Below are 20,815 nucleotides of genomic sequence, written 5' to 3' on the forward strand. Positions count from 1 at the left end.
ATTCGACCGCAACTCGAAGTCACGTTCACTTTCAGTTGTAGGCGACACGACGCCGGCAGTTACGGCTGTCGGCAGGCCGCGAGCATGCTCGGGGTCACTTAGATGTGGAAGGAATTCCTTTGCGTATCTCACGCATAGCGACCGGCGCGGTCGCGCTCGGAATGACGGCAGTGCTGATCACGGCATGTTCGTCCGGCGATTCGTCGGGCGGATCGTCCAGTGGCGTCGTCAACGCCTGGGCGGGCGAGCCTCAGAACCCGTTGATCCCCACGAACACGAGTGAGAACATGGGCGGCCGCGTCCTCGACTCGCTGTTCTCCGGTCTCGTTTCGTACACCGCAGACGGCGGTACGGAGAACGAGGTTGCCGAGTCCATCGAGAGCACCGACGGTCAGAACTTCACCGTCAAGCTCAAGGACGGCTGGACCTTCACGGACGGCACCCCCGTCACCGCGAAGTCGTTCGTCGACGCGTGGAACTACGGAGCCCTCTCTACCAACGCTCAGCTTCAGGCATCGTTCTTCGATCCGATCAAGGGCTACGACGAAGTTGCCGCCGAGGTTCCGACGGCACAGACCATGTCGGGTCTGAAGGTTGTGGACGACTCCACCTTCACCATCGAACTCAAGCAGCCCGAGTCGGCGTTCCCCGATCGCCTCGGCTTCACGGCGTACTACCCGCTGCCCGAGGTCGCGTTCAAGGACATGACCGCCTTCGGTGAGAACCCGATCGGCAACGGCCCGTACAAGCTCGACGGAACCGGCGCGTGGCAGCACAACGTCCGCATCGACACCGTCGTGAACCCGGACTACAACGGCAACCGTAAGCCGAAGAACGCCGGCGTCGACTTCATCATGTACAACAGCCTCGACACGGCGTACACCGATCTCCTGGCCAACAACGTCGACGTTCTCGACCAGGTTCCTCCGAGCGCCGTCACGACCTTCGAGTCGGACCTGCCCGGACGCACCGTCAACCAGCCGTCGGCAACCATCGAGACGTTCACGATCCCGGGTCGCCTGCCGCACTTCAGCGGCGAAGAGGGCATGCTCCGCCGTCAGGCGATCTCGATGGCGATCAACCGCGATCAGATCACCCAGCAGATCTTCAACAAGACCAGGACGCCTGCACTCGACTTCACCAGCCCCGCAATCAAGGGCTGGAACGACTCGCTGACCGGTAACAGCAACGTGAAGTTCGATCCCGAGGCGGCCAAGGCTGCTTGGGCCAAGGCCGACGCCATCGCACCGTGGTCCGGCAGCTTCGAGATCGCCTACAACTCCGACGGCGGACACCAGGAATGGGTCGATGCCACGGCGAACAGCATCCGCAACACCCTCGGTATCGACGCGAAGGGCAAGCAGTACGCCACCTTCGCTCAGATCCGCACCGAAGCCACCGACCGCACCATCCAGAGCTCTTTCCGCTCCGGTTGGCAGGGCGACTACCCGCAGCAGTACGGCTTCCTGGCGCAGAACTACCAGACCGGCGGCAGCTCCAACGACGGTGACTACTCCAACCCCGAGTTCGACCGCCTCCTGCGCGAATCGGCCGGCCAGACCGATCAGGCGAAGGCTCAGGAACTGCTCGATCAGGCCCAGGAAGTCCTGCTCAAGGACCTGCCCGCAGTTCCGACGTGGTACCGCAACGCTGCCAGTGGATGGTCGGAGAACGTTTCCAACGTGACCATCAGCTGGAACGGTGTTCCGGTCTACGAAGACATCGAAAAGAACTGACGCGTAGAACGATCCGCATCTGAAACGTGAGTTCGGGGCGGCAGGCGCCCTGCCTGCCGTCCCGAACTCGTGTTCACACCGGACTGTCCGCTGACGTACACGATCATCGACAAGGAGGTGATCCGATGCTCTGGTACATCGGTCGCCGAGTGCTTCAAATGATCCCGGTTTTTCTCGGGGCCACTCTTCTGATCTACGCCATGGTCTTCCTGCTTCCCGGTGATCCGATTGCCGCGTTGGCGGGCGACAAGGCGCTCAGTCCGGCTGTGGCAGCACAGCTTCGGGAGCGCTACCACCTCGATCTCCCCTTCTATCAGCAGTACCTGCTGTACCTGAAGGGCATCTTCACGCTGGACTTCGGCACGTCGTTCTCCGGACGACCTGTCAGTGAAGTTCTGGCACAAGCATTTCCGATCACGATGAAACTTGCCTTCATGGCACTGATCGTCGAGACGGTCTTCGGTGTCGGCTTCGGCCTCATCGCGGGCCTGCGTAAGGGCGGATTCTTCGACAGCACCGTCCTGCTGTTCAGCCTCGTTCTCATCGCCATCCCGATCTTCGTGATCGGCTTCCTGGCTCAGTTCTTCATCGGCGTCAAATGGGGCATCGTCCCGCCGACGGTCGGTGGCAACACCAGCTTCACCAATCTCCTGCTCCCTGCCCTGGTTCTCGGTTCGGTCTCGTTCGCGTACGTACTGCGACTGACCCGAACGTCCGTGGCGGAGAATCTGACTGCCGATTACGTCCGCACCGCTACCGCCAAGGGACTTTCCCGTGGACGAGTGGTTCGCGTGCACGTGTTGCGCAACTCGCTGATCCCCGTGGTCACGTTCCTGGGTGCCGACCTCGCAACGTTGATGGGCGGCGCCATCGTCACCGAGGGCATCTTCAACATCAACGGCGTCGGTGGCACGATCTACCAGGCCGTGACCAGAGGTGAAGCGCCGACGGTGGTTTCGTTCGTCACCATCCTGATCGTGATCTACCTGATCGCGAATCTGCTCGTCGACCTCTTGTACGCCGCGCTCGATCCGAGGATCCGCTATGTCTGAGACCGTGAAGACCGGACGCGCAGTCCGGCAAAGTCATTTCGTGGCACCGCCCGAAGTTGCGGCACCGGGGGAGACGGACGCCGTCAAACTCGATCAGGCGCCGACGAGCATGTGGACCGATGCGTGGCGCGACCTACGCAAGCGTCCCCTGTTCATCATCTCGACGATCATCATCCTCGCGGTCATCGTCATCGCAGCGTTTCCGAGCTTGTTCACGAGCACCGATCCGCGGTTCTGCGACCTGACCTACAGCATGCAGGGTCCGACCTCAGGGCACTGGTTCGGTTTCGACCGCCAGGGCTGTGACGTGTACTCGCGCACCATCTACGGTGCTCGCGCATCCGTACTCGTGGGCGTCGGTGTCACGGCGTCGGTGCTGGTGATCGGCGTGATCTTCGGTGCGCTGTCCGGTTTCTACGGCGGATGGACCGATTCGATCCTCTCCCGTGTCGCCGACATCTTCTTCGGCATCCCGCTGATCCTGGCTGCCATCGTCCTCATGCAGCTGTTCACCGATCGCACCATCTGGACCGTCGTCGGCGTGCTGGCGCTCTTCGGCTGGCCGCAGATGGCAAGAATCGCTCGCGGCGCGGTGATCTCGGCGAAGAACAACGATTACGTCATGGCCTCGGAAGCGTTGGGTGTCTCGAAGCTCAAGACACTGATCCGCCACGTCATCCCGAACTCGTTGGCGCCCATCATCGTGGTCGCCACCATCTCGCTCGGTACGTACATCGTTGCCGAGGCGACGCTGTCCTTCCTCGGTATCGGTCTTCCGTCCACCGAGGTTTCGTGGGGCGGCGACATCAGCAACGCACAGGTGACGCTGCGTCAGGGTTCGACCATTCTGTTCTACCCGGCAACGGCTTTGGCGATCACCGTTCTCGGATTCATCATGATGGGTGACGCTCTGCGCGACGCCCTCGATCCCAAGTCGCGGAAGCGGTGAGCACGATGACCACCAAGGAAACTCTCACCTCGGAGGAAACTCCGTTGCTCGAGATTCGTGATCTCGAGGTGTCTTTCCAGTCCAATTCCGGTCCGGTTCCGGCAGTTCGAGGCGTCAGCCTGACCGTCTACCCGGGTCAGACGGTCGCGATCGTCGGCGAATCGGGTTCGGGTAAGTCCACCACCGCCCACTCGATCATCAATCTGCTTCCCGGCACCGGCAAGGTGACGGCAGGCGAGATCATCTTCGACGGCAAGGACATCTCGAAGGTCTCGGAGAAGGACTTCGTCCACATCCGGGGAAGCCAGATCGGTTTGGTTCCGCAGGACCCGATGTCGAATCTGAATCCCGTGTTGAAAGTGGGCTTCCAGATCGAGGAAGCACTGGCCGCCAACGGGATCGCCAAGGGCAAGGCAGCCAAGGTTCGGGCCGCCGAACTGCTCGAGGAGGCAGGACTCGCCGAAGCCGAGAGCAGGTTGGGGCAGTACCCGCACGAGTTCTCGGGCGGTATGCGTCAGCGCGCACTCATCGCGATCGGGTTGTCCGCTCGTCCGAAGCTCCTGATCGCGGACGAGCCGACGTCGGCGCTCGACGTCACGGTCCAGCGTCAGATCCTCGATCACCTAGACGGTCTGACAACGGAACTCGGCACCGCCGTTCTGCTCATCACTCACGATCTGGGCTTGGCCGCCGAGCGCGCCGAGCATCTGATCGTGATGAGCAAGGGTCGTATCGTCGAATCCGGTCCGGCACTGGAGATTCTGAAGCGCCCGCAGCATCCGTACACGCAGAAGCTGGTCGCTGCTGCGCCGTCGTTGGCGTCGAAGCGGCTCAGCTCGTCGGTGGCACGCGCCGAGATTCGCGAACAGGCGGAAGAGGTCGCCGAAGCCTTCAAGGCCGAGGAAAGTGCGGCAGAGTCCTTCGGCAAGGCGACCGACGACGTTCTTGTCGTCGATCATCTGACCAAGGTGTTCAAGCTGCGCAAGGGTTTCCGCAAGACCACCGACTTCGCAGCCGTGAACGACGTGTCCTTCAAGGTCCGCCGCGGAACCACGACTGCAATCGTCGGCGAATCGGGTTCCGGTAAGTCGACGGTCGCGCAGATGGTTCTCGGTTTGCTCGAGCCCACTGCAGGCAACGTGGTCTTCGACGGTCAGGACGTGTCCAAACTCGGTGCGAAGGAAACCTTTGCGTTCCGTCGTCGAGTGCAGCCGATCTTCCAGAACCCTTACGGCACGCTCGACCCGATGTACTCGATCTACCGCACGATCGAAGAGCCGCTGCGTACCCACAAGGTCGGGACCAAAGCCGAACGGGAGGCTCGCGTCCGCGAACTTCTCGACAAGGTCGGTCTGCCCCAGTCGGTCATGCGACGGTTCCCGAACGAGCTCTCCGGCGGACAGCGTCAGCGCGTCGCAATTGCGCGAGCGTTGGCACTTCAGCCGGAGGTCGTGATCTGCGACGAGGCGGTCTCCGCTCTTGACGTGCTCGTGCAGGATCAGATCTTGACCCTGCTCAACGACCTGCAGGCAGAGTTCGGGTTGACGTACCTCTTCATCACGCACGACCTGGCCGTGGTTCGCCAGATCGCGGACAACGTGTTGGTGATGTCGCGTGGCTCGATCGTCGAATCGGCACCGATCGACGACGTGTTCGGCAATCCGCAACAGGACTACACCCGCAAGTTGCTCGACGCGATTCCCGGCGGGTCCATCACGCTGGGAAGCTGACGCAACAGGTAGGTAGGCAAGTCCGCAGAGGGGCTGCAAGGGTACCGTCGTTGATCGTGACGGACCCCTTGCAGCCCCTCGTCGATCTTCCAGGCGTACGCGCCGCCGCCGATCATGCGCGCGACGCTCTGGGTGAGGTTCATCGGCACAAGACCAACCGTCGCGGTTGGCCCACCACTGCCGCCGAAGCCGCGGTTCGCGCTGCGCGAGCTTCCGCATCGCTGGCCGGTGGCACCACCGAATTGCCGGCCGAGGGCATGGCCGGTGATCCGATTCTCGCGGGTGCTCTGCGCGTGGCTCAGGCTCTGGACGGCGACAGTCTTCCCCTCATGGAGTCGACGTGGAAGCGCGCCCCGCTGCAGGCTTTGGCCCGGCTGCACCTGCTGGCCGCGGCAGACCTCGTCGAGGACGCGGATCAACTGGGGCGGCCACGTTCGGATCGCGGAGTGGGGGAGCGGTTGGACGCTCTCGCGCAACTCGTTACCGGCGGAACCAGTGCACCGGCGCCGGTTCTGGCGGCCGTCGTGCACGGAGAACTCTTGGCGCTGAGCCCGTTCGGCACCGCTGACGGCATTGTTGCACGTGCGGCTTCGCGTCTGGTTGCGGTCTCGTCCGGGTTGGATCCGCACAATCTGGGAGTCCCCGAGGTCAGTTGGCTTCGGCGGCCGCAGGCGTACACGGACGGCGCGGCTGGATTCGCTTCGGGAAATCCAGCGGGTGTCGGCAGTTGGGTGATCTTGTGCTGCGGAGCTCTCGAAGCCGGTGCGCGAGAAGCGACTTCGATCGCCGACGCGGCGACTGGATAGTCTGCAACAGGGCGGGGCCGGCACATAACGAACGGGCGGCGCTGCCGATAAATCGACTTCGCCGCCCGTCAGCACGGACTACTCGTTACCAAGCGTGCTCGGTGGGTTGTGTGGGTGGCCTCGGCGAGGGATCGCACTTTCTGAGGTCGTCCCCGCAACCGGTGCGGGGTCCTCGCTCAAATTGAACGAATCTCGCAGGCCCACAACGCTTCTGCCCTTATAGTGGCTTGTGCTCCGCGTGGGTGCCCTAGTGCCCGTGCTAGGAATTTCGGTTGGGGAAACGGTCCTTCTCTTCCGAGCCGTTCCTGGCCTTCCGTTCTTCCGTAACTCCTTTGTACCCTGTGTCCGGGCTCACAGCAAGTACCAATTTTTGTTTGTGGGCATTGGATTTCAGCGTTTCCGACGCAGTAGCCCGAAGGTCATGGCGCCGGCCACCAGAGCTGCGATTCCCACCGCTGCAGTAGTGGCGACCGTCGTCGTGGACTGGGCCGACAATCGCGCGCGAAGCGAGACCGGGTTCGAGAAAGTCAGTATGGGCCAACCGTTTACGGCCGCTTCCTTGCGTAATGCACGATCGGGGTTGACTGCGGTGGGATGTCCGACCGCCTCGAGCATGGGCAAATCGGTCACCGAGTCGGAGTAGGCGTAACTGGCGGCGAGGTCGTAGCCGTATTCCGCGGCGAGTTTTTCCATCGCCTCGACCTTGCCCGGACCGTAGCAGTAGAAGTCGACCTCGCCGGTGTAGTGGCCGTCTTCTTCCCTCATCGACGTCGCGACGGAATGGGTGGCGCCGAGGGCGCGGGCGATCGGCGCGACGATCTCCTCGCCCGACGCCGACACCACGATGACGTCGTGTCCACGCAGCTTGTGATCTGCGATCAGATCGGCCGCCTCGGCAAAGACGAGTGGGTCGACGATGTCGTGCAGAGTCTCCGCGACGATGGCCTTCACCTGTTCCACGTCCCAGCCCGCGCACATCGCCGTCAGGTGCTCGCGCATGCGCTCCATCTGATCGTGATCGGCGCCGGACAGAAGAAACAGGAATTGCGCATAGCTGCTCTTGAGAACCGAGCGTCGATTGATCAGACCCTGGGCGAAGAATGGCTTGCTGAACGCCAGGGTGCTCGACTTCGCGATGATCGTTTTGTCCAAATCGAAGAAAGCGGCTGTCCGCCCGGTATTCAGTCCGTTCGCAGGCTTGTCGGTCACAGGAATGAGGATAGTCCGACAGGCGGTTCGTGTGCTCCTCGGCAAGCGTCCTCTTTCGGCGAAAAACAGCAGTTCAGTGCAGCTCAGGCTTGCATTTCTCGCCAATGGCGGGTGTAAGATCGTTGCTGTTCGATTCGTTCGAACTAGTTCAGCCCGACCCCCCGGGGCTGAACTCAGACGGCCCCCGCCTCCTCCCCCCATTGGCGGGGGTCGTCCTCTGTCTCAGGCCTGTTTCTCCACAACTTCCCAGTTGTCCACAGGCTCTCTCGACCCACTGTTTTCGGTGCCGGTGCTCGTTCAGGCTCTGCAGTCATGAACACGACGATCAACTCTCGGGAAACCGGGGCTCCCATTCTGGTTCTCGTCGACGACGCGAAGGTCCTCGCGAGCGTGCGCCGCGTCGCTGCCGCGGTGGACCGCCGTCTGGACGAGGCCGAGCATCCCGTTTCCCGGCAACAGTGGAACCGGGCCTCGGCGGTCGTGTTGGACGCGTCGGCTGCGCGGGATGCTCTGGCTCGTTCCCCTAAACGAACGCGAGTGTTCCTCGTGTGCGACGGCACACCGACCGTCGACGACTGGAAGAGCGCCACCGCGATCGGAGCCGACAGCGTTCTGTCCCTGCCGGAAGAGGAGAACGCGTTGGTCGCAGTTCTGGCCGACCACGTAGACGTGAGTGGTGACGGCACCGTCGTGAGCGTGGTGGGTGGTTGTGGCGGCGGCGGAGCCTCGGCAACTGCGGCGGCTGTCGCGTTGACGTCGGCGGCACGTCACGTCCCGACGTTACTGGTGGACGTCGACGCCCTCGGCTCCGGCGCTGATGTGCTGTTGGGCATCGAGACGACCCCCGGATTGCGTTGGGGTGCACTGACCGTCGAGGGCGGGCGGTTGGCCCCGGATGCGCTGCGCGATGCCCTGCCGGCAAAGGGAAAGTTCTTGAGGGTTCTGGCGAGCAGTCGCCGCGAGATCGACGGTCCGACAGTGACCGCCGTTCGCGCCGTGCTGGACGCAGGTCGCAGTTCCGGCGGACTCGTGGTCTGCGACGTGCCACGTCATCCCAGCGAGGTAGGTCAGGCCGCGTTGGAGATGTCGGATTTGGTTCTCGTGGTGGTTCCGGCCACCGTGGCTGCGTGCGTCGCTGCCGAGAAGGTCGGAGCCTGGGTGGTGCGACACAACTCCAATGTCGGGCTCGTCGTGCGTGGGCCGGCGCCGGGAGGCCTACGCGGCGCCGATGTGGCAGACATGCTCGGCCTGCCGCTGACGGCCGTGATGCGCGGCCACCGCTCGCTGGCGCCGATGCTCGAGCGCGGTGGCCTCGAATTGACCCGAGGTTGTCCGCTGAGTGCGGTGGCAACAGCGGTACTCGATGCCGTCGAATCCGGCGCACGCCCGCGCAGGGCTGCGGCATGAGTGCGTTGGTCACGACAGAACTGCTCGACCGAGTTCGCGAGCGGCTGACGGCGTCGTCGGTCGCCGAGCCGACGGCGGCCACCGTTGCCGACGCCGTGCGAGCCGAGTCCTCCGGCGTTCTGGCGGACACGGATCTGTTGGAGGTCGTCAGGGTGCTCCAGACGGAACTGACAGGCGCAGGGCCGCTCGAACCACTGCTGCACGAACCCGGTGTCGCCGACGTACTGGTGACCGCGCCGGATCAGGTCTGGGTGGACCGCGGGGTCGGCCTCGAAAGGTCAGGGGTCCGGTTCACCGACGAGGCAGCCGTGCGTCGACTGGCGCAGCGGTTGGCACTGTCGGCAGGTCGACGCCTCGACGACGCCCAACCGTGGGTCGACGGCCGCCTGCGGGGCGTCGGCGACGGGCACTTCGGGGTACGACTTCATGCCGTACTCGCACCGGTGGCCCAGGGCGGAACCTGCGTGTCACTGCGAGTGCTGCGGCCCGCAACACAGGGTCTCGACGCGCTGTGTGCTCACGGCGCCGTGGAACCGGACGCGCGCGAACTCCTCGATCGCATCATCTCGTGCCGCTTGGCCTTCCTGGTGATCGGCGGGACCGGCGCGGGAAAGACCACGTTGTTGTCCGCCATGCTCGGCGCCGTCGACCCGCGCGAGCGAATCGTCTGCGTCGAGGACGCGGCCGAACTAGCGCCGCCGCATCCGCACGTCGTCCGCCTCGTCGCCAGGGCTCCCAACGTCGAGGGCGTCGGAGAGGTGACGGTGCGCGATCTGGTTCGGCAGGCACTGCGGATGCGTCCCGATCGCATCGTCGTCGGTGAGGTCCGCGGTGCAGAGGTGACGGATCTGCTCACGGCGATGAACACCGGCCACGACGGCGGCGCCGGCACCGTTCACGCCAATTCGCCTGAAGAGGTGCCGGCCAGACTCGAGGCGTTGGCTGCGCTCGGCGGTATGGATCGCCACGCGTTGCACAGTCAACTTGCCGCGGCAGTTCAAGTGATCCTGCACGTGCACCGGTTGGCCGACGGATCGAGGCGTCTCGAACAGATCGGCGTCATCGACCGCGGTGCGGACGGATACGTACAAATCATGCAGGCATGGCCGGACGGCGGTTCGGGTCGTGAGCGGCTCGAGCGGATGTTCCGGCTTCGCAATCGAGAGGTCGGGACGTGACAGTTTCCTTCCTGGTCCTCGCGTTGGCGGTCTCGATTGCGCCGGTGCGGGATTCACGTGCTCGGCTCGCTACGTACGCCCCGAGCATCCGCAAGCCCTCCCGGCAGATTCCGTGGCAGTTGGTCGCCGCATTTTTCGCGGTGTCGGCTGCATGGGTTCTCGGAGGCTTGTCGGCAGGATGCGCGGCGGTTGTCCTCGCCGGAACCTTGATCTTTCGTGGGCGCCGCGTGAAGGCGGCCGAAAACCGGGACCTCTCACAGAAGATGCTGCTCTCCGGTCTGGAGGTGCTGATCGCCGAGCTGAGCGTCGGCGCGCATCCTGCAGTTGCCAGTTCTGTTGCAGGCGAGGAATGTACCGGCGAAGTAAGTGCGGTGTTCCGGTCCGCTGGGGCCAGGGCGCGTCTCGGTGGTTCTGCCGCGGCGGCCTTCGCGGTACCGGATTCGTGCATCGAGCGTGAGTTCTTCCGTATCGGATCCGTCTGGCGGGTCGCAGACCAACACGGTCTGGCTCTGGCTGAACTACTCGGCGCGGTCCGGACGGACATGTTGGGGCGTAGACGCTTTCGTCAGCGCACCGAGGCCGGGTTGGCGGGCGCTCGGGCGACGGCTGCGGTGCTGGCTTTTCTACCGCTGCTGGGGATCGGCCTCGGCCAGTTGATGGGGGCGTCGCCTCTGCGCGTGCTGTTCGGCGGTGGGCTCGGCGGCGTGCTGCTCGTGATCGGAACTGCCTGTGTCTCAGCTGGTTTGCTCTGGACCGACCGGATAACTGCGAAGGTCACGTCGTGAGTTGGGCATCCGTGGCGATGATCGCGTTGGCGCTCGCGATCATTCCCGCTCGCCGCGGCGCTTCGGCCAGGGCGGCAGAAATTCTGTTCGCGGACACAACAACAGAAAATTCGGTTTCAGCCCCGGACAAGCCGGATCCACTCGCGGTTGCCGCAAGTCTCGACCTTCTCGGGGCCTGCCTGCGAGCGGGGCTTCCCGTCTCCGCCGCGATCACAGCGATGGCGTCGACGGCACCGAAACCGATGGCCGACACGCTCAGTCGCGTCGCCGACCTTCTCACGCTCGGTGCTGATCCCGACGCCGCGTGGAGCGAAGCCGCTCTCGATCCCGATACCGAGGCGCTGGCCAGAATGGCTCGGCGTTCCGCCCGTTCGGGTTCGTCGCTGTCCTCGTCCATGGCCGAACTCGCCGAGCGCAGTCGAGGTGACGCCGAGGATCTGGCTGCTGCCGCGGCCGAACGTGCGGGAGTGCTGATCAGCGGTCCACTCGGACTGTGTTTCCTGCCGGCGTTCATCGCCTTGGGCATCGTCCCGGTGGTGATCGGGCTTGCCACGACTGTGCTCGGGAATGGCCTGTTGTGAGCCGGATCCGTGTGAAAGCTCCTGCGGCAGAACTGCTGCCACAGGTTTTGATTGAAGGGGGAAAAATGATTTCGAAGACGTTCAGGACGATGTCGGCCAGATTTGCGCTGTTGGTAACGGAGGACGACGGTATGTCTACCGCGGAGTATGCGATCGGCACGATTGCGGCTGCCGCATTCGGTGCCGTCCTGTACACGGTTGTCACCGGCGACTCCATTGTCTCGGCGCTGACAGGTATCATCGACAAGGCGCTCAAGACAGCTGTGTGATGTTGTCCACGAGAGGTATTCGGCAAGCCGACGACGGCGCCGTGACGGTGGAGGCCGCGATTGCTCTGGCTTCGATCGTCACGGTGGTCGTGCTGTGTATCGGTGGCGTCCTCGCGGTGTCGATGCAGGTGCGGTGTGTCGACGCAGCTCGTGAGGCCGCGCGGTTGGTGGCACGTGGTGATCGTGAGTCTGCGGTCGCCACGGCCCGCCGGATCGCACCCCAAGATGCGTCGATCTCGGTGGAGATCGTTGACGGCTTTGCCGTTGCCGTTGTCAGCGCCGAGAGTACGTTGCTGCCGTTGGTCGACATTTCTTCCGAGGCGGTGGCAGCTGTGGAGTCAGGGGTGGAAGAGGGGTGAACCTACGTGACGACGAAGGTGTTGCGACGGTTCTGGCGTGCTGCGTTCTGGCAGCGATCGTGATGGTGACTGGTGGGATGCTGCATGTCGGGTCCGCGGTGGTGGCCCGGCACACTGCTCAGTCGGCCGCTGATCTTTCGGCTCTCGGCGGTGCGGGCGCCTTGGACGGAGGTGAGGCGTCTGCGTGTGCGAAGTCCGCGGCGATCGCGGAGCGTATGCGTACGGTGCTCGCGGAATGTGAGGTGCAGGGGTGGGATGTAGTTGTCGAGATACGTGCACCGGTGTTGTTGTCGGGCTTCGGGATCGGCGATGCGCAGGCCTACGCTCGTGCGGGTCCGATCGGCTGATCGTGTCTCAGCTGATCGTATCGATGACGGCGGTCAGAACCTTGACCGCGCCGTCTTTGTCGAGTGGGTCGTTTCCGTTGCCGCACTTGGGTGAATAGACGCAGGACGGGCATCCGTGAGCGCACTCGCAGGAGAGTATGGCGTCGCGCGTCGCGGTGAGCCACCGTGACAGTTCGCTGTGCCCCCGGTCGGCGAACCCGGCGCCGCCGGCGTGACCGTCGTAGACGAAGACGGTCGGGAGTCCGGTGTCCGCGTGCATCGCCGTCGATACGCCGCCGATGTCTCCGCGGTCGCAGATCGCCACCAGTGGCAGCAGGCCGATCGCGGCATGTTCGGCGGCATGCAGTGATCCGGGGAACCGTTCGGGCGGCACCCCGATGGATTCGAGTAGTTCCGGCGTGACCGTGTACATCACTGCCCTGGTGGGCAAAGTGTGTGCGGGCATGTCGAGTTCGATCGAGTCGAGGACTTCACCCGAAGTCAACCGTCGTAGGTACCCGACGACTTGATGTGTCACCTCGACCTGGACGAGAGCGACGGCGATGTCGCCGTAGTTCTTGTGCTCGAGTTGTTCGGTGATCGTGATTTCGGTGGTCTCGCGGGCCGAGGTGGTCCAGTCCGGATTCTCGGTGTGTACCAATGCGAGTCCGACGTCGAGGTCCAGTTCATCGACGACATAGGTCTCGCCTTGATGAATGTGCACGGCACCGGGATGAACTGTGGCCGGAGCGCGGCCCGCATCGACAGTACCCAGCATCCGGCCGGATTCACCGTCGACAATGGCCACCTGAGTTCCGATACCGCCGCGAATGTCCAAAGAGCCGTGGGGGTTCGAATCGGCGGTGACGAACCATCCGTGCTTTCGGCGCCGGATCTTGCCTTCCTCCGACAGCCTGGTCAGAACCTCGAGAGCCCCGAAAGCGTCCACCTCGACATCGGAAAGTGGGAGTTCCATTGCAGCGCAGAGAAGTTGTGGTCCCAGGACGTACGGATTTCCGGGATCTGTCACCGTCGCCTCGACGGGTTTGTCGAGTACCGCCGACGGATGGTGAACGAGGTAGGTGTCGAGTGGATCGTCGCGGGCGATCAACACGACGAGTGAACCCTCGCCGCGTCGCCCGGAGCGACCGGCCTGCTGCCAGAACGAGGCAACGGTCCCCGGGAAGCCTGCCACGACAACGGCGTCGAGGCCTGCGATGTCGACGCCGAGCTCCAGCGCGTTGGTGGTGGCTGCGCCCAGCAGCGTGCCGTCGGCGAGCGCAGCTTCCAGTTCGCGACGGTCCTCGGCCAGATATCCGGCGCGATACGACGCGACTCGCTCGGCGAGGTCCGGGTCCACCTCGGCGAGTAGACGTTTGGTGGCCATCGCGGTCAGTTCGGCACCGCGGCGGGAGCGGACGAAGGTGAGAGTACGGGCGCCCTCGATCATGAGGTCGGCCATGATCCGCGCTGCTTCCGCGCCCGCGGGACGTCGTACCGGGCTACCGTTTTCACCGGTCAATGCCTCGAGTAGCGGCGGCTCCCACAGTGCGACGGTGCGTGGGCCGTGCGGCGATCCGTCTTCCGTGACCTCGGTGCAGTGTGCGCCGATGAGCCGCGAGGCCGCCGCGCCGGGATCTGCCGTGGTCGCGCTGGCCAGGATGAAGGTAGGTTCGGCGCCGTAGCGCGCTGCAATCCTGCGCAGTCGCCGGATCACGAGCGCGACGTTGGATCCGAAGACTCCCCTGTAGGAGTGGCATTCGTCGATGATCACGTATTTCAGGTTGCGGAAGAAGTGCGCCCATCGCTGATGGGTGCGGAGCAGCGAAATGTGGATCATGTCGGGGTTGGTGAAGAGCCAGCGTGAGTTCTCGCGTGCCCAGGTGCGGAGTTCCTGCGAGGTGTCGCCGTCGTACGCACTGGCATTCGTGCTGCGAAGTTCGACGTCGAAGTCGGTGAGGGACAGCACTGCTCGCAGTTGATCCGAGCCCAGCGCTTTGGTGGGGGAGAGGTACAGGGCAGTTGCGAGCGGATCGGTCGCCATGGCCGTCAGCACCGGGAGTTGGTATGCCAGTGACTTACCCGACGCCGTACCGGTGGCCACGACCACGTGTTTTCCCTCGTGAGCGAGGTCGGCGGCCTCACTCTGGTGGATCCACGGGGACCGCACGCTGTGCTCGGCGAGCGCGCGTACGACGCTGGGGTGCACCCACTCCGGCCATTCGGTGAACTCGGCTACGCGAGCAGGCAACTGCGCGGTGAACATCAGTGGTTTTTCGCTTCCACTGACCCCGGCGACGACGCGATCGAGCAGCATCTGCCCGTAGGTGTCGCCAGGCTTCCCTCCCTGGGCGGGGATCGGGGAAGGTGCGTTCACGTGACTCTCCGGGCTCGGCGTTGGGGTGTGGCGGCAATCGGAAACTGTCGCTACCTGCAGTTTTGATGATACGCAACGGCCGGCGGTCTTGGTGGAACCGGGTGGTCGGCGCGGAAGCGGGAAGCCACGATCGTGGGCCGTTTTTCTCGTAGCGAACTTTTAACGTTTTTAGTTCCCTTTTCGACTGTTGTGCACGCGGAGAACATGGTTGACTGACAATCGGTCGCAGCTTCTGTGTTCGTAGGCTTGAGAAAGTGCACGCTCGCAGGATCGTTGTTGCGGGCGCGGTGCTCTGCCTTTCCTGAGGGGGAAATAAAGACGTACAGCGGTCGGAACCGGCCCGGTGGACTGTAAGGGCTGTTCACCGAATCCGGTGTTAGAAAGAGAAGGAAAAGCATGGCACAGGGCACTGTGAAGTGGTTCAACGCTGAAAAGGGCTTCGGCTTCATCGCTCCCGAAGACGGTTCCGCAGACGTCTTCGTTCACTACTCCGAAATTCAGGGCAACGGCTTCCGTACCCTCGAGGAGAACCAGCGTGTGGAGTTCGAGGTCGGCCAGGGCACCAAGGGTCCCCAGGCTACCGGCGTTCGCGCGGTCTGATTTTTCCGCTCACTCGCTGAGCGATTAGTTCGGACAGTATTTGTCCCCCATCGCATCCGTGCGGTGGGGGACAAATCTTTTCGGGCTGAGCCAGTCTTTCTCTGTCCGAGGTAATGCACGCAGCTGTTCGACCACGGCCGGTCGTCTATGCCGTCAGTACCTTCGTGGCTTACGTTTCACTCTGTGAGCCAACTGTCCTTTTTCTCTGCCGAGTCGATTCCACCTGCCGTGACGGACCTCGCCGGAATGCTGGCCGGACCGGGTCAGGTCGTGACCTCGGAGGACCGGGCCCGGATCTCGATCGTCGTGGATCGGGACTGGAGAGCGCAGGCCGTTGCCGAGTTGATCGCGCAGTGCGGACTCGGGGCCGAGGTGACGCGTAGTGAAGAAGGCAGCCCATTGGTCCGCACTCAGTCGACGCCCGCACTCCTTCCGCTGTCCGTGCAGTGGACCAAGGGAGCTGTGAAGGCGGTGCCGGTCGGTTGGGTACCGAACTCCCGCCAACTCCGGGTGTGGGCCGTCGCGGCCGGCAGGCTCGAAGAAGGCGGCGAGCGATTCGTGTTCGGCCTCGACCCCCATGCCAAGGAGACGCACGCACCGCTGGCTCAGGCCTTGATGCGGGTTGGTATCGCGCCGACTCAACTGGGTAACCGGACACCGGGCCCGGGGCTCCGTGTGTCGGGAAAGAAGAGACTGACAAAGCTCGTCGAATACCTCGGTGAGGCGCCGAAACACGTCGACACTTCGGTCGCCTGGCCGCACGTCTGACAGTGCTCTTGCCTCGCGTCCGACGGTGCTCATGCCGCGTGTCCGACGGTGCTCATGCCGCGTGTCCGACGGAGCCCATACTGTACTGATCTGCACGAATGTCTTGCGGGTATGTCACTCTGTAAAGAGAGACACGGGGTATAACTTGCTCCACACGTCTAGTTCTGAAGATCTGCCGACGGCAGTGAACGTCCAAAGGAAGGCTCGGGCAGCAGGTGGCTAAAGCGGACAACGGCAGCGGTCAGGGAGCGTCCGGTAACCCTCGTCGCCTCGTGATCGTCGAGTCACCGACCAAGGCGCGCAAAATCGCTCCCTACCTCGGTAAGGACTACGTCGTAGAGGCATCGGTCGGTCACATTCGCGACCTGCCGCGCGGCGCAGCAGACGTTCCGGCCAAGTACAAGGGCGAGTCATGGGCCCGTCTCGGCGTCAACGTCGATCACGACTTCGAGCCGCTCTATGTCGTGAGCCCGGAAAAGAAGGGCAAGGTCGCCGAACTCAAGTCTCTGTTGAAGGACGCCGACGAGCTCTTCCTCGCAACTGACCCCGACCGCGAGGGCGAGGCAATCGCCTGGCATCTCCTCGAGACTCTCAAGCCCAAGATTCCGGTTCGTCGAATGGTCTTCCACGAGATCACCGAGCCGGCAATCCGTGCTGCCGCCGAAGACACCCGCGAACTCGACACCGACCTCGTCGATGCTCAGGAAACCCGCCGCATCCTCGACCGTCTCTACGGTTACGAGGTCAGCCCGGTTCTCTGGAAGAAGGTCATGCCGAAGCTCTCGGCCGGCCGCGTCCAGTCGGTGGCCACTCGCGTCATCGTCCAGCGTGAACGCGAGCGCATGGCGTTCAAGTCGGCGTCGTACTGGGACATTTCCGCGACGCTCGACGCCGGTGCGGAGGCCAGCCCGCGTAGTTTCGGTGCTCGCCTGGTCTCCGTCGACGGTTCGCGTGTCGCCTCCGGCCGTGATTTCGGAGCTGACGGAAAGCTCAAGGGCAGCGCAGTCACCGTGCTCGACGAGGCGTACGCGCGTCGTCTCGCGGAAGCGTTGCAGGGCGTCGACCTCACGGTTTCCTCCGCCGAGGACAAGCCGTACACGCGCAAGCCTTACCCGCCGTTCATGACGTCGACGCTCCAGCAGGAAGCCGGACGCAAACTTCGTTTCACGTCCGAGCGCGCCATGCGCATCGCGCAGCGTCTGTACGAAAACGGCTACATCACCTACATGCGTACCGACTCGACGACGCTCTCGGAGTCGGCGATCGCAGCCGCTCGTGCGCAGGCCACCGAGTTGTACGGTCCGGAATACGTGCATCCGACGCCGCGTCAGTACACCCGCAAGGTCAAGAACGCGCAGGAAGCGCACGAGGCGATCCGCCCCGCCGGCGACGTGTTCCAGACCCCGGGTCAGCTGCACTCCAAGCTCGATTCCGACGAGTTCAAGCTGTACGAACTGATCTGGCAGCGGACCGTCGCTTCGCAGATGGCCGACGCCCGCGGTACGACGCTGACGCTCCGCATCTCCGGCACGGCAGGCACCGGCGAGGACTGCACGTTCTCCGCTTCGGGTCGCACCATCGTGTTCGCCGGCTTCCTCAAGGCTTACGTCGAAAGTGTCGACGAAGAAGCCGGCGGTCAGTCCGACGACGCCGAATCCAGGCTTCCGGTACTGGTCAAGGGCCAGGAAGTCACGGCCACCAAGCTCGATCCGGACGGGCACAGCACCAACCCGCCCGCTCGCTACACAGAAGCCAGCCTGATCAAGACGCTCGAAGAACTCGGCATCGGCCGTCCTTCGACCTACTCGTCGATCATCAAGACCATCCTCGATCGCGGATACGTCTACAAACGTGGCAGCGCGCTGGTTCCGTCCTGGGTGGCGTTTGCCGTCATCGGACTGCTCGAGGTGCACTTCGGCCGGCTGGTCGACTTCGACTTCACGGCAGGAATGGAAGACGATCTCGACGCGATCGCCGGCGGTCGTGAGCAGCGTGGCAACTGGCTGAGCAGCTTCTACTTCGGCGGCGAGACAGGCGCAGAGGGATCGGTCGCCCGCGAGGGCGGGCTGAAGAAGATGGTCGGTGTCAACCTCGAGGAGATCGACGCTCGCGAGGTCAACTCCATCCGTCTCTTCGACGACGCCGAGGGCCGCGAGGTTCACGTGCGCGTCGGCCGGTTCGGCCCGTATCTCGAGCGCATGGTTCAGAACCCGGACGATCCCGAAGGCGATCTGATCTCGCAGCGGGCAAATCTTCCCGACGACCTGCCGCCGGACGAGCTCACTCCCGAGTACGCCGAGAAACTGTTCTCGACGCCTCAAGAGGGCCGCAAGCTGGGCGTCGACCCACTGACGGGCCACGAGATCGTCGCGAAGGAAGGCCGCTTCGGTCCCTACGTGACCGAGATCCTGCCCGAACCGCCGGCCGAGCCGGAACCGGACATCGTTCCCGTCTCCGCTCCCGAGCCGGAAGAAATCAGTTCGGGCAGTACCAAGACTGCGGTGAAGAAGGCCGCAGCCAAGAAGGCACCCGCGAAGAAGGCTGCCAAGAAGGTCGCGGGCCCCAAGCCGCGGACGGGATCGCTGCTCAAGTCCATGGATTTGGCGACGATCACCTTGGAAGATGCACTTCGTCTGCTGTCGCTTCCGCGCGTGGTGGGTGTCGACCCCGAATCCAAGGAAGAGATCACCGCGCAGAACGGCCGTTACGGTCCGTACCTGAAGAAGGGCACGGACTCACGCTCGCTCGCCAACGAAGAGCAGATGTTCACCGTCACGCTCGACGAAGCGCTCAAGATCTACGCCGAGCCGAAGCGTCGTGGGCGTCAGGCATCGGCAACGCCTCCGTTGCGTGAGTTGGGCGTCGATCCGGTCAGCGAGAAGCCGATGGTGATCAAGGACGGCCGTTTCGGTCCGTACGTCACTGACGGCGAGACCAACGCCAGCCTTCGCAAGGACGACGACGTCGAATCCATTTCCGATGCTCGTGCGTCGGAGTTGCTGGCTGATCGTCGTGCGCGCGGCCCGGTCAAGAAGAAGGCTGCTGCCAAGAAGGCTCCGGCAAAGAAGGCCGCTGCCAAGAAAACAGCCGCAAAAAAGGCCCCGGCCAAGAAGGCTGCCGCCAAGAAGGCTCCCGCGAAGAAGGACTCGTAAGGCTTCGTCGGTGCCGACGGTTAGGGTTTTTGCATGAGTACTGAAGTGGCCGAACGAGGTGTGTTCGGTCGGCTGGTGGGTCAGCACGACGTCGAGCAGAGCCTGCGTGATGCTGCACTGTCGGCTCGTGGCGATTCCAGCGGCTCGGAGATGACCCACGCGTGGCTCTTCACCGGGCCACCCGGCTCTGGTCGTTCGGTTGCTGCTCTCTGCTTCGCCGCAGCCCTGCAATGCACCTCCGACGGTGCACCAGGGTGCGGTGAGTGTCATGCGTGTACGACGACGATGGGTGGAACCCACGGTGACGTACGCCGGATCATCCCCGACGGCCTGAGCATCAGCGTCAAAGGCATGCGCGAGATAGTCAACATCGCTTCGCGTCGGCCGACGACGGGGCGGTGGCAGGTCATCGTGGTCGAGGATGCCGATCGTTTGACCGAAGGCGCAGCCAACGCCCTGCTGAAGGTTGTCGAGGAGCCACCGGACCGCACGGTCATCCTGCTCTGCGCGCCGACGACCGATCCGGAAGACATGTCTGTCACCCTCCGTTCGCGGTGTAGGCACATGCCGTTGGTGACGCCGTCCGTCGAATCGATCGCTCAGGTACTGATCGACCGCGACGGGCTGGATCCGGAGCGGGCGAGAATCGCCGCATCGATCAGCGGCGGACATGTCGGTCGGGCGCGGCGCCTCGCCACCGACGAGAGCGCGCGGGACGAGCGTCAGCGTTCGCTTCGGCTGGCCGCAGACGCGATCGGTGCTTCGACGGCGTACAAGGCCGCAGAGAACTTGGTGAAGTCGATCGAGGCTGACACCAAGGCGTTCTACGCCGAACTCAAGGAACAGGAACTCGAGGAGCTCAAGGTCTCCTTGGGTGGCGGTGGAACCGGCAAGGGAACAGCCGGGACTCTGCGCGGATCGGCTGGTCTGATCAAGGACCTCGAAGCACGCCAGAAATCGCGCGACACCCGGGCCCGCCGCGATCTTCTCGACCGGACGCTGATCGACCTGGCCGGCATGTACCGGGACGCGCTTTCCTATTCGCTGGGGTCGACGTCGACGGCGACCCATCCCGACATGGCTCGGCAGGCCGCCGAGTTGGCTGCACGAACGTCCCCGGAGGGGTTGCTCAAGTGCATCGAAGCGGTGCTCGAATGCCGCGAGGCCGTCGACTTCAACGTCAAGTTGCAGTGGGCGCTCGATGCGATGGTTGCCTCCATCGGAGCCGCTTTCCGACCCCCGTTTTCGCGATCCGGGGGTTGACCAGATAGACTCGCCACCGCCGAAAGGCACGCTGCCTTAGCTCAGTCGGTAGAGCATTTCACTCGTAATGAAAAGGTCGAGAGTTCGATTCTCTCAGGCAGCTCAGCCAAGAGCCCCACACCCGGAAATCCGGATGTGGGGCTCTTGTCGTTAGTTCCCAATTCTTGCGTATGTGCGGTTTATCCTGAGTTCGGCGAACACGTGCCTGAACAGGAGAGACCTCGATGTCGGATCAGAACTGGGGACCAGGCCAACCATCGCAGAATCA

19 protein-coding genes and 1 tRNA gene (1 of these 20 only partly in view) are annotated in these 20,815 nt (G+C 63.8%); 18 read left to right on the forward strand and 2 right to left on the reverse strand.

Annotated features, from left to right (window positions below):
• The first annotated feature begins 119 nt into the window (after positions 1-119).
• The 5 genes from GJB56_RS24890 (at position 120) to GJB56_RS24910 (ending at position 6,273) form a co-directional block, all read left to right on the forward strand.
• Positions 120-1,736 carry a peptide ABC transporter substrate-binding protein gene (locus GJB56_RS24890; protein WP_020968269.1) on the forward strand — a complete coding sequence of 539 codons (1,617 nt, stop codon included), beginning with the start codon at positions 120-122 and terminating at the stop codon, positions 1,734-1,736.
• Between the two features lie 125 nt (positions 1,737-1,861).
• Positions 1,862-2,788: an ABC transporter permease gene (locus GJB56_RS24895; RefSeq protein ID WP_019746637.1), complete on the forward strand. Its 927-nt coding sequence runs from the start codon at positions 1,862-1,864 to the stop codon at positions 2,786-2,788.
• Positions 2,781-3,737 (forward strand): ABC transporter permease, encoded by a 957-nt coding sequence (locus GJB56_RS24900; RefSeq protein WP_019746638.1) that lies wholly within the window; start codon positions 2,781-2,783, stop codon positions 3,735-3,737. The genes GJB56_RS24895 and GJB56_RS24900 overlap by 8 nt, the downstream gene beginning before the upstream one ends.
• Before the next feature lie 5 nt (positions 3,738-3,742).
• On the forward strand, positions 3,743-5,467 hold the full coding sequence (locus GJB56_RS24905; RefSeq protein WP_113683565.1) for a dipeptide ABC transporter ATP-binding protein: 1,725 nt from the start codon (positions 3,743-3,745) through the stop codon (positions 5,465-5,467).
• A 56-nt stretch (positions 5,468-5,523) separates the two neighbouring features.
• On the forward strand, positions 5,524-6,273 hold the full coding sequence (locus tag GJB56_RS24910) for a hypothetical protein (protein WP_020905979.1): 750 nt from the start codon (positions 5,524-5,526) through the stop codon (positions 6,271-6,273).
• A 390-nt stretch (positions 6,274-6,663) separates the two neighbouring features.
• Here the strand turns inward: GJB56_RS24910 and GJB56_RS24915 are convergent, their stop codons facing one another.
• Positions 6,664-7,482: an HAD-IB family hydrolase gene (locus GJB56_RS24915; RefSeq protein WP_019746641.1), complete on the reverse strand. Its 819-nt coding sequence runs from the start codon at positions 7,480-7,482 to the stop codon at positions 6,664-6,666.
• Positions 7,483-7,794: 312 nt separating this feature from the next.
• Here GJB56_RS24915 and ssd point away from each other — a divergent pair, with 312 nt between their 5' ends.
• From ssd to GJB56_RS24950, 7 genes are all read left to right on the forward strand, one after another.
• Positions 7,795-8,889, forward strand: a complete 1,095-nt coding sequence (gene ssd, locus GJB56_RS24920) for a septum site-determining protein Ssd (protein WP_019746642.1) — start codon at positions 7,795-7,797, stop codon at positions 8,887-8,889.
• A complete protein-coding gene (locus GJB56_RS24925; protein WP_092765749.1) occupies positions 8,886-10,067 on the forward strand; it encodes a TadA family conjugal transfer-associated ATPase in 1,182 nt (393 codons plus the stop codon). Before ssd ends, GJB56_RS24925 begins: the two co-directional genes overlap by 4 nt.
• A complete protein-coding gene (locus GJB56_RS24930) occupies positions 10,064-10,852 on the forward strand; it encodes a type II secretion system F family protein (protein WP_019746644.1) in 789 nt (262 codons plus the stop codon). The genes GJB56_RS24925 and GJB56_RS24930 overlap by 4 nt, the downstream gene beginning before the upstream one ends.
• Positions 10,849-11,433: a type II secretion system F family protein gene (locus GJB56_RS24935; protein ID WP_019746645.1), complete on the forward strand. Its 585-nt coding sequence runs from the start codon at positions 10,849-10,851 to the stop codon at positions 11,431-11,433. The genes GJB56_RS24930 and GJB56_RS24935 overlap by 4 nt, the downstream gene beginning before the upstream one ends.
• Before the next feature lie 65 nt (positions 11,434-11,498).
• Positions 11,499-11,702, forward strand: a complete 204-nt coding sequence (locus GJB56_RS24940) for a DUF4244 domain-containing protein (RefSeq protein WP_020905984.1) — start codon at positions 11,499-11,501, stop codon at positions 11,700-11,702.
• Positions 11,702-12,061 (forward strand): TadE family type IV pilus minor pilin, encoded by a 360-nt coding sequence (locus tag GJB56_RS24945; RefSeq protein WP_020968274.1) that lies wholly within the window; start codon positions 11,702-11,704, stop codon positions 12,059-12,061. Before GJB56_RS24940 ends, GJB56_RS24945 begins: the two co-directional genes overlap by 1 nt.
• Complete coding sequence (locus GJB56_RS24950) at positions 12,058-12,408, forward strand: Rv3654c family TadE-like protein (RefSeq protein ID WP_019746648.1); 351 nt, start codon at positions 12,058-12,060, stop codon at positions 12,406-12,408. The genes GJB56_RS24945 and GJB56_RS24950 overlap by 4 nt, the downstream gene beginning before the upstream one ends.
• A gap of 7 nt (positions 12,409-12,415) precedes the next feature.
• Here GJB56_RS24950 and GJB56_RS24955 read toward each other — a convergent pair whose 3' ends face one another.
• The gene (locus GJB56_RS24955; protein WP_029537450.1) at positions 12,416-14,704 is read right to left on the reverse strand and encodes a DEAD/DEAH box helicase; all 2,289 of its coding nucleotides are present in this window, start codon (positions 14,702-14,704) and stop codon (positions 12,416-12,418) included.
• 456 nt (positions 14,705-15,160) lie between these two features.
• Between GJB56_RS24955 and cspE the strand changes: the two genes are divergently transcribed.
• The 6 genes from cspE to GJB56_RS24985 all read left to right on the forward strand — a co-directional run.
• Entirely contained in the window at positions 15,161-15,364 is a 204-nt protein-coding gene (cspE, locus tag GJB56_RS24960; RefSeq protein WP_003946117.1) for a transcription antiterminator/RNA stability regulator CspE, read from the forward strand.
• Positions 15,365-15,547: 183 nt separating this feature from the next.
• Entirely contained in the window at positions 15,548-16,132 is a 585-nt protein-coding gene (locus GJB56_RS24965) for a hypothetical protein (protein WP_003946106.1), read from the forward strand.
• A 215-nt stretch (positions 16,133-16,347) separates the two neighbouring features.
• Positions 16,348-19,284, forward strand: a complete 2,937-nt coding sequence (gene topA, locus GJB56_RS24970; RefSeq protein ID WP_019746651.1) for a type I DNA topoisomerase — start codon at positions 16,348-16,350, stop codon at positions 19,282-19,284.
• A gap of 33 nt (positions 19,285-19,317) precedes the next feature.
• Positions 19,318-20,547, forward strand: a complete 1,230-nt coding sequence (locus tag GJB56_RS24975) for a DNA polymerase III subunit delta' (protein ID WP_019746652.1) — start codon at positions 19,318-19,320, stop codon at positions 20,545-20,547.
• Between the two features lie 30 nt (positions 20,548-20,577).
• A tRNA-Thr gene (locus tag GJB56_RS24980) sits at positions 20,578-20,650 on the forward strand.
• A 121-nt stretch (positions 20,651-20,771) separates the two neighbouring features.
• On the forward strand, positions 20,772-20,815 hold the start of the coding sequence (locus tag GJB56_RS24985; protein ID WP_113683545.1) for an RDD family protein. 517 nt of this gene lie beyond the right edge of the window; only the first 44 of its 561 coding nucleotides appear in the window; the start codon lies at positions 20,772-20,774; its stop codon lies beyond the right edge, outside the window.

This window comes from Rhodococcus sp. AQ5-07, assembly GCF_009707305.1.
GTDB lineage: Bacteria > Actinomycetota > Actinomycetes > Mycobacteriales > Mycobacteriaceae > Rhodococcus_F > Rhodococcus_F erythropolis.